Source organism: Calothrix sp. CBUCES-K 9914 (genome assembly GCF_059640475.1).
In genome coordinates this window covers 1-8,299 of the sequence record NZ_JBXXZH010000340.1, presented here as the reverse complement: position 1 = coordinate 8,299, position 8,299 = coordinate 1, and the positions used below count along the sequence as shown (strand labels likewise).

Below are 8,299 nucleotides of genomic sequence, written 5' to 3'. Positions count from 1 at the left end.
AATAGTACTGCTTATTGTTGGCTTCGTTGAGCATTGCAGTAAAAAATTGTTCAACGGCGCCGTGTCCCTTGTTGACTCCAGGGATATCAGGAAACTGTGTAGAGAAGGGAAATTCTATTATAAAAGATTCGTCAGCTGTTCTCGCTCGGTCTTGATCACCAAACCCACTACCGTAAAAAGCCCAAGACCAGTATGAATTCCTACTAAAATCGATTTGTTTATACTTGTTGCCTCCTATTTCTAAATTGCCAGGGTCTAAAGCAATTATTCGGTTAATGCCTCCTGTAACATCAGCAGCGATAGATGAAGCAACATAGCTACCGAAACTGTGACCGATTAAATTAATATTTGGTGTAGTAATTCCAAATTGTTTTAAAATATTACTAGTCCAAGTAGCAGCAGCGTCAATCCACGAAAGAGCAATTACAGGATTTGGAATATTAAAATCTCCACGGTAATTTAAACCTGGAGAGTAAGCTGCGCTTCTCCAGTCTAAAACAAGTACTTGGTCATCAGCAGAAAATCCATCAACCGCAGTAGCTAAGTTTTTAATGTCTCTTAGTTGGTCAAGAATATCTCCTTTGGGTAAATTATTTTGTAATCCATGAATAACTATCCACGTACTTTTATTTGGGTTAAAAGTTTTGGCAATACCATCAGCCCACTCAATACTGATATCATGTAGTTCTCTACCCAGTAAAGTGTTACCAGTGATAGTTCCTTGTAACTTTAGCCAACGGGTAGGACTTTGCAGTTCGTCGTTTTGATAAAAAATAGACCTATTAATCTGTAACGGATAATTTGTTATATTTAGATTTGATTCGATATTCGGTGTGTTTATATAATTTGTCAAATGATTATTTTGGTTGCGTAACATATCTACACCTTATCTATATAATGATAATTACGCAACCGGGACATAAAAACTGTAGGGTGTGTGACGCTACGAAAAAATTTCAACGCAGTAATAGTCCTTGTAGCGTCACGCACCTATTTATAATTGTCGCGCACCTATTTATAATTGTCGCGTGCGCTTTTAGGTGCGTGACACCTGATGATTATTTGCTTCGTTGAGGTGTTATTATGGTGTCACTAAATTTACCTTATTGCTCGCCGCTTTTCACTCATTTTATTGTTATCTTCAAAACTAAGCCATTCGCATGAAGATTCGGCGCCTGATATACTTATTAGTGACATTGGGATGCCAGACAAAGACGGGTATGAATGTTACCATTACACCAGATTTTACTGTCAAAATAGATAATACTGAACTTTGAACTTTAGCTGTTTATGTGACACGTACAACAATTGGAGATGACTTTAAGTGGCAATGTATCAGCGGTGCCGATTAAAATACTTATAAGAAAAACAATTTATGAATAGGGACGCTCTTCTTAACTTATGTCCGATAATGTAATTATTTTACCGAAACATGCATCTCAAGTACAAAACCCACATCGGATTTTGAGTAAACAGCAATTAAATGAACTTAACGCGCGTTCTGACATCCCAGGTTTAGTACAACTTGCTCTACATCTTATCATTATGGGATGTAGTGGCTACTTATGGACAAGAAACCGTAACTTGCTTGTAGCAATACCAGCACTCTTTATCTACGGTTTTAGTATAGCTTCGATGTTCGCGCCAATGCACGAAGCTGTTCATCGCACTGCTTTTGCTTCCCTGAACCTGAATAAAATTGTAGCTTGGTTTGCTGGAGTGCTTTCATTTTACAACAGCACCTTTTTCCGCCATTACCACAAATGGCATCACCTATATACGCGCGTTCCTGGTAAAGACCCAGAGCTAACTGACCTGACACCAAGCAACAAGCGTGAATATTTACTGATAATGACTGGTTTACTTTGGTGGAAAGGTAAAATACAGGGACATTTTCGTATTGCACTTGGCCAAGTTGAAGATTACCCATTTATCCCAGAGTCCGCGCACGCTGAAGTTATTCGTTCCACTCGCTTACAATTAGCTACATATATAGTAGCTCTTGGTATTTCAATGGTTTGTGGCCAGCCTTGGTTTTTTATATACTGGCTACTACCGCTCTTTGTCGGTCAACCTATCTTACGTTTTATTTTACTAGCAGAACACACTGGTTGCACGCGCGACAGTAATCTTCTGACAAACACCCGCACTACACTAACACTAACACCAACACAACTTTTTATGTGGAACATGTCATTCCACGCAGAACACCATTTATACCCATCTATTCCCTTTCATGCGTTACCAAAATCACATCACTATTTAAACACTCACTTCGCGTACATCGACCCAGGTTACTTAAAAGTCAACCAATACATCATCGCTAAATTAGGATACCTACCTTAATTATTCTTTTTGTTCCTAGTGTGTCTTTAGTACGTAGGTTGGGTGGAGCGCGAGTGCGGAACCCAACATCAACCAATAAAAAGTTCCAACTAACAACCTTGCGGCGCCAGGTGTTTGATAGTCTGAACATGGCGCCATGTATGGTCATTTATGATTTTGCGTTGTTGTTGAGAAACCCGGTTTCTTTTTTCTGTTGAAGATTGTTTTGTTCAGTGGTAAAGAAACCGGGTTTCTGGGGGTTAGGTGTTTGAGGATTGTTTTTTGGAGTTTTGTACTAGTAGTTGTATTCCAAGTGCTAGTAGTCCTATTGCGACTATTCCGAAGACCCATATTCCTAGTGATACTACTCCTACTACTAGGGAGCGGACTACTGAGGAGATGTTTGCGACTATTTGGTTTGTTGTGTGTATGGGTTTGTTGGCAAAGGTTGTTGCTATTGCACTTGTTAGGTTATATGAACCGTATGCCATTGCACCCGCTAAGACGGCGCCTATTAAACACTTGGCTGGTGTTATAGTCTCCTTAGCTGGCGTTTCTGATGATTTTTCTATCTTTTCTTCGCTCATATGTTGCCTTTTAATGGGGTATGAATTTTGTTGGTTATGTTGTTTTGTTTTACGCACTCGGATGTTGAGTTATATGTGACCTCCATTGGTGCGTGACGCTACTAAATTATCGCTTCGTTGAAGAATTGTAATTGCGTCACGCACCCTACATAGATGACTTTAAATGAATACCTTGGGAAATAGTTTGCGTTGTAAACAATTCTAAATCTTCATTACCGTTTAACGCACGAACTTGTTGTTTAACGTTTTCTGCATGTTCAAAGGATTCGCAAATTCCAAAGACGCTGGGTCCAGAACCAGACATCATCGTTCCTAATGCTCCCACAGTTTTCATAGCTTCGCGTAACTCTAAGACTTTGGGATACTCTGGTAAAACAACTTTTTCTAAGTCGTTGTGCAAACAAAGCGATATTTCTCTAGCATCTTTGTGAACTATCGCTTTTATTATCGGCGCCGAGTGTACAGAGGAAGCGCGCACTGTTAAGCTTTGTGTATCTTGAGGATATGTATTACCGTATGTAGCACGATAAGTTTTATATGCCCAAGGTGTAGATACGCTTAGACTACGATGCTTGCCTAATACTATATATATATTGTCTAACCCTAAAATTTCTGCAAGCTGTTCACCTCGTCCTGTTGCTATCGCAGTTCCACCCGCTACACAAAACGGAATATCTGAACCTAAACTGGCGCCTAACTCTTCAATCTCAACTTTAGTAAGTCCTAACTTCCATAATAAATCTATCCCTACCAATACTGCAGCTGCATTTGTGGAACCACCAGCTAACCCAGCAGCTACAGGTATACGTTTGTGAATTTTTATATCAACTCCTCCAAGCTTCGCAAACTGCTCAGGAAACTCTTTGGTCATTAACTCCGCTGCACGGTAAGCAAGATTAGTTTTATCGAGAGGCACTTCCAAGTTATCACACTGCACACGAATATTTTCGCTACCGTTTGCTGTAATATCTATTTGGTCAGCTAGGTCAATACTTTGCATCACCATCGCTAACTCATGATACCCATCATCACGGGTGCCGATGATTTCCAAGTATAAATTGATTTTGGCAGGAGCTACTAAACTATAACCTTGCATCGCTATACATTAACTCGTCTGCTTAAATATACCTTTGCAGCGCATACAACAAACTAATTACCGCCATAATTATCTGTACTTAATGTATTATGTCATTTCTACAAGGATCTGATTCAGGTCATGCTACCGGACATAATATTAACTATCAAGAAGCATTTACCAATTCAAATCTTTTTAGTATTTTAGTTCTATTAAATCTTCATTAAAATTTTCTTTTTCCATGATTATTTGAGATAAACGACAATTCCTAATACTAGTACAAAAACACTATTTGTCACTCATAAGCCCAATATAATTGATGCGTTTGGAAAAGATTGGTTTGAAGTCAAAGAAGGAGAAGCTTCGATATTCAAGCCAGATAGTTCAGGAAAGCAAAACTCGTCGCACGCATCCAAGCATCTGAATGGACTTCACTTACCAGCATTGACAAAAAGTACTTTTAATGATAATAAAGCTTGGTAATATGCCTATCTTTAGGGTGATGACAATTTTTGGAAGTATTTAACAAAACTTAATAGTTTTAAACTCGCCGTTTTTGGGAAAGCCATTTCCATATCTAGATTTCACACAATGTTTATTTTTGAATACTTAAAACTTTCTGTAATAGAAATTTTTATTACAACAGCATCTTCATTACTGATGAAACAATTATTTACATTTTAATAGAGAGGTTTTGTTCTAATATAGTAAATATACTCTAGTGAGATAAATAAGGCGCAGGCATAAGTATGCAGCAAAGCTGGATAATATTGAGTGAACAAAAGAATTTATTTAAAATAAAGGTTAGTGAAACACCTGGTAAATATAATCTGAATAAATCATTTCAAGAGTTTCTAGCGCTTTCTGATGATGAACAGCGGGAGCGTGAACACCTTGAAAAATGTATAGATAGGGCATTTTATGAAGCAGGACGTGCGCTTAAAATTATTAGGGACAAGCGTTTATATCGCAACACTCACAAGACTTTTGAGGAATATTGCCTTGATCGATTTGGCTATAACAGTCGGCGCCAACCGTATTTATTGATTCAGGCTTCTCATGTCATTGATAACTTATCTGAACAATGTGATCAGTTCGATCACATTTTACCTACTAACGAATATCAAATCAGAAGTCTTGCATCTTTAGAGCCAGATGAACAACGTTCTGCTTGGAAACAAGCTGTTGAAAAAGCTGGTGGAAAAGTACCATCAGCTAAAGTGGTAAAAAGCATTGTGGATAAAATTCAAGAACGAACAAAATTGCCAAATCCTTATCGTGTTGGAGAGATATGCATACTGCTTCCCAAAAATAACCCTGAGTTACGAGGGAAAAATGGATGTTGGGGCACCATTACCAATGTAGGCGAATTTTCTTGTACTATTCAAACTTGGGATGGAGAATATACTGTTAAAATTGAACATCTGTTATTGGTTGAATTATCTGATGATAACTGTGAATTAATGCGGCAATTGCTGGCTAGAATGCAAAACCTGTATGCTTTGCCTAAACGAGATTTTGTGATTGATAACTTGCTTGCATTTTTCGGTAAACAGCCAACATTATTAACGCCTATACAGGAAGAGATATTTTCAACTATTGAGAAAGCAAACCGTTCTTTACTTGTTTTACCTTCCCAAAGCGCAAATTCAGTTATGAAAAGCTAAAAAAATTATTGTTGGTATAAAACACTGAAGTTACTCAATATTTATTTTTATCTTATTATAATTTAAATTTATTATTTATTAAATTTAAATTATAATATAACATTTATAATTGTTAACAACTACTGTCAGCAAAGAGAATGTAATATGAGTAACGATAGATTAGAGCGCATTCATTGCTTATACTCATTTTAGTAGTAATTTACCCACCCACTGTAAAAAGAGTATATTCCTATATATGGCACCTTCAACAATTCAACAATTCAAAATTCATTCTTGTTCCTATACCGGAAAAGTTCAAAATAAAGGAAGTAATTCAATACTCTCAAATCTATATGTAGTTGAAGATATATCAACACCATCTTACCGGAGTGAATTTTGAATTTTGAATTTTGAATTTTGAATTCTCGCTGTGCGAGCGGCGCCATCTTTTCAGTTATAGATAAAGAGTATTTTCTTAAACGGTAATACTCCGTATAAGTACGCTGATTACTTCACCAGGATTAGAGCTAGGTAAAAGTGGACTCCATTCGTTTATATCAGCATATCCTAACTGATGTAAAACTCGAATGGTACTCGTAACCGCACGTTGTGAACCAATAAGAGTGTGTTTGATGTTTTCATGTTCTGGCACCGCGTTACCTACAGGTGTTGGTAATTTATTAAGAGTCTTTTCTGTATCGATAAAAGCTTTAACTGTGTGTGCGTTTATTGATTGTGTCATGATAACTTTGTTGCTTTATACAAATTTACAGTGGATAGAAAGTTGCGTTGGTTTTGTGAGCCAACCTAATATATATTAATATAATTTTTACATTTTTATTTTACAAAAAAATATTTAATTAAAAAAACGTATTTGGCGACAGGTGCCGCTCTCTACACTTGTTTAAAGTTATGCCAACACTCCTGATTAATTGGTGCCCGCATTGTATAAATAAATTACATAGGCGCCGTTTAGTTAAATATCATTTATATGTAGATAGATGTTGTATGAAGAAACTCAATATTTACAGCATGGTTTTCTTTGTTTTATCAATTCCTACTTTTATTTACGGATTGTTTAGATTCCATGACAATATTTTTATTCAATTATTTGGTGAAACTTTATTTTCTGTAATGGATAATAAAATTAATTTAATTCAACCAACAACACCGTGATATTTAATAGCTGTAAAAGTGACGAGTATTGGTCTAGGATGACGCAAAACCGTGGTAAGAGGCGCCGCCAGTAAGATTTCTTAACCTGCTTTACGACTTCAACGGTGGCACCACATTTAATTGTTTAAGTCAGTACTAATTGTCAAACAGGCAGTGAGTAGATATCCCAATGCCTTTCCTAAAATGTTTATGTAAGTACAAAAAAAACTTGGGTTTATGCTGTTCCGCGTAAACTCAAACTTGAGCCGACACCCGTGATCTCGGCAGACGCCAATTTTAATTTTATTTTGGCGAGTAAAATTTCCAACATTGACTGAAGAGTATGAAAGCGACTGGGCAAGAGTTGTATCAATAGGTGCTGGCGCCAGTCGCGGTTTTGATTGTTTACCCGAAGTCAATGACGAAGTATTAGTTGCATTTGAACATGGTGATATTCATCGTCCTTTTGTTATTGGTGGTGTTTGGAATGGTACGGATAAACCACCTACATCTGTTGAAGACTCAGTAGCAGATGGTAAAGTACGACTGCGAACAATTAAAACGAGATTGGGGCATATTTTACAGTTTGTTGAAGAAGACAAAGGTAGTAGCAAAAAAGGTATTTACCTAAAAACCGTGTCAGGGAACCAGGTTGATATCAACGATACTGAAAAGAAAATCACGATTAAAACAAAAGGAGGACATCAAGTTTTATTAGACGACCAAAATAAAGAAATTGAAATTAAAACATGTGGTGGTCAGAGTAATACTTTAAGTGATAGTGGCAGAAAAATTACTCTTAAAGCAACTGGTGAAATAGAATTAACGGCACCCCAAAAGATAAGTCTTAAATCTGGTTGTAGCAGCATAGAAGTTTCTCCTACTAGCGTAAAGTTAGCAATGGGAGGTAATACCACCATACGCTACTTTTTAAGGAAACCAAGTATACTCACATCGCGTCTTGTCGTCAAACATCTTAGTTGCTGTTTATTTTCGTCAATTCACCCTATCATTTACCTGTAGAAGTCGTTTCTACGTTTTATGCGTTTTAAATTTAGTCGCAAATTTTACCTATCTCTCGGCTTGTGTTTACTGTCAGTACTGTCTAAAGTTGCTTTAAACAGCTGTTCACAGAATTTAGTTAAAGCGGATTATACGCAGCCACAAGTATCAATTGTAGCTCAAAACTATCAAATTGCACAAGCTTCTGATGCCTACAAGGTAATTGATGAAGCAAGACAATATAGATACACGGTTCAAGGTAACGAAATTCTTGATGCGGCAAATCTACCAAAAGCTAAAGTTAACTTTAACCAAGCTGACTTATTAACTACTCTAGTTAATACTCGTAAGTACTATCAAGAGCATTCAAGCGCAGACCCCGACATTTTACGTCCTGGGTTACTTGCGACACAAGGCGTAACTATCGATGATACGCTCAAAACCCTTGACTTTATGATAACGGTTTTGCAGGAAGATATCTCAAACGGGCGCCAGACTCGCTTACAAAA

8 protein-coding genes and 1 pseudogene are annotated in these 8,299 nt (G+C 37.0%); 4 read left to right on the top strand and 5 right to left on the bottom strand.

The genetic code is table 11. The features are described 5' to 3' along the window. Positions 1-877 (bottom strand): alpha/beta hydrolase family protein (locus AC2JBO_RS40455; protein ID WP_496959271.1); only part of this gene is annotated, 877 nt, incomplete at its 3' end. Positions 878-1,401: 524 nt separating this feature from the next. Here AC2JBO_RS40455 and AC2JBO_RS40450 point away from each other — a divergent pair. Further along, positions 1,402-2,346 carry a fatty acid desaturase gene (locus AC2JBO_RS40450; protein WP_496959270.1) on the top strand — a complete coding sequence of 315 codons (945 nt, stop codon included), beginning with the start codon at positions 1,402-1,404 and terminating at the stop codon, positions 2,344-2,346. A gap of 15 nt (positions 2,347-2,361) precedes the next feature. Here the strand turns inward: AC2JBO_RS40450 and AC2JBO_RS40445 are convergent, their stop codons facing one another. From AC2JBO_RS40445 to ispE, 3 genes are all read right to left on the bottom strand, one after another. Then, complete coding sequence (locus tag AC2JBO_RS40445) at positions 2,362-2,484, bottom strand: hypothetical protein (protein ID WP_496959269.1); 123 nt, start codon at positions 2,482-2,484, stop codon at positions 2,362-2,364. A gap of 101 nt (positions 2,485-2,585) precedes the next feature. Beyond that, positions 2,586-2,912 carry a DUF3082 domain-containing protein gene (locus AC2JBO_RS40440; protein ID WP_496959268.1) on the bottom strand — a complete coding sequence of 109 codons (327 nt, stop codon included), beginning with the start codon at positions 2,910-2,912 and terminating at the stop codon, positions 2,586-2,588. A 145-nt stretch (positions 2,913-3,057) separates the two neighbouring features. Then, positions 3,058-4,008: a 4-(cytidine 5'-diphospho)-2-C-methyl-D-erythritol kinase gene (gene ispE / locus AC2JBO_RS40435; RefSeq protein WP_496959267.1), complete on the bottom strand. Its 951-nt coding sequence runs from the start codon at positions 4,006-4,008 to the stop codon at positions 3,058-3,060. A 728-nt stretch (positions 4,009-4,736) separates the two neighbouring features. On the opposite strand from ispE, the gene AC2JBO_RS40430 reads away from it, so the two are divergent. Further along, a complete protein-coding gene (locus AC2JBO_RS40430; RefSeq protein ID WP_496959266.1) occupies positions 4,737-5,654 on the top strand; it encodes a hypothetical protein in 918 nt (305 codons plus the stop codon). A 454-nt stretch (positions 5,655-6,108) separates the two neighbouring features. Here AC2JBO_RS40430 and AC2JBO_RS40425 read toward each other — a convergent pair whose 3' ends face one another. Next, the gene (locus AC2JBO_RS40425; RefSeq protein ID WP_496959265.1) at positions 6,109-6,375 is read right to left on the bottom strand and encodes a hypothetical protein; all 267 of its coding nucleotides are present in this window, start codon (positions 6,373-6,375) and stop codon (positions 6,109-6,111) included. Positions 6,376-7,082: 707 nt separating this feature from the next. Between AC2JBO_RS40425 and AC2JBO_RS40420 the strand changes: the two genes are divergently transcribed. Beyond that, on the top strand, positions 7,083-7,811 hold the full coding sequence (locus AC2JBO_RS40420; protein WP_496959272.1) for a phage baseplate assembly protein V: 729 nt from the start codon (positions 7,083-7,085) through the stop codon (positions 7,809-7,811). Positions 7,812-7,829: 18 nt separating this feature from the next. Continuing rightward, positions 7,830-8,299, top strand: a pseudogene (locus tag AC2JBO_RS40415) (hypothetical protein); the annotation flags it as partial.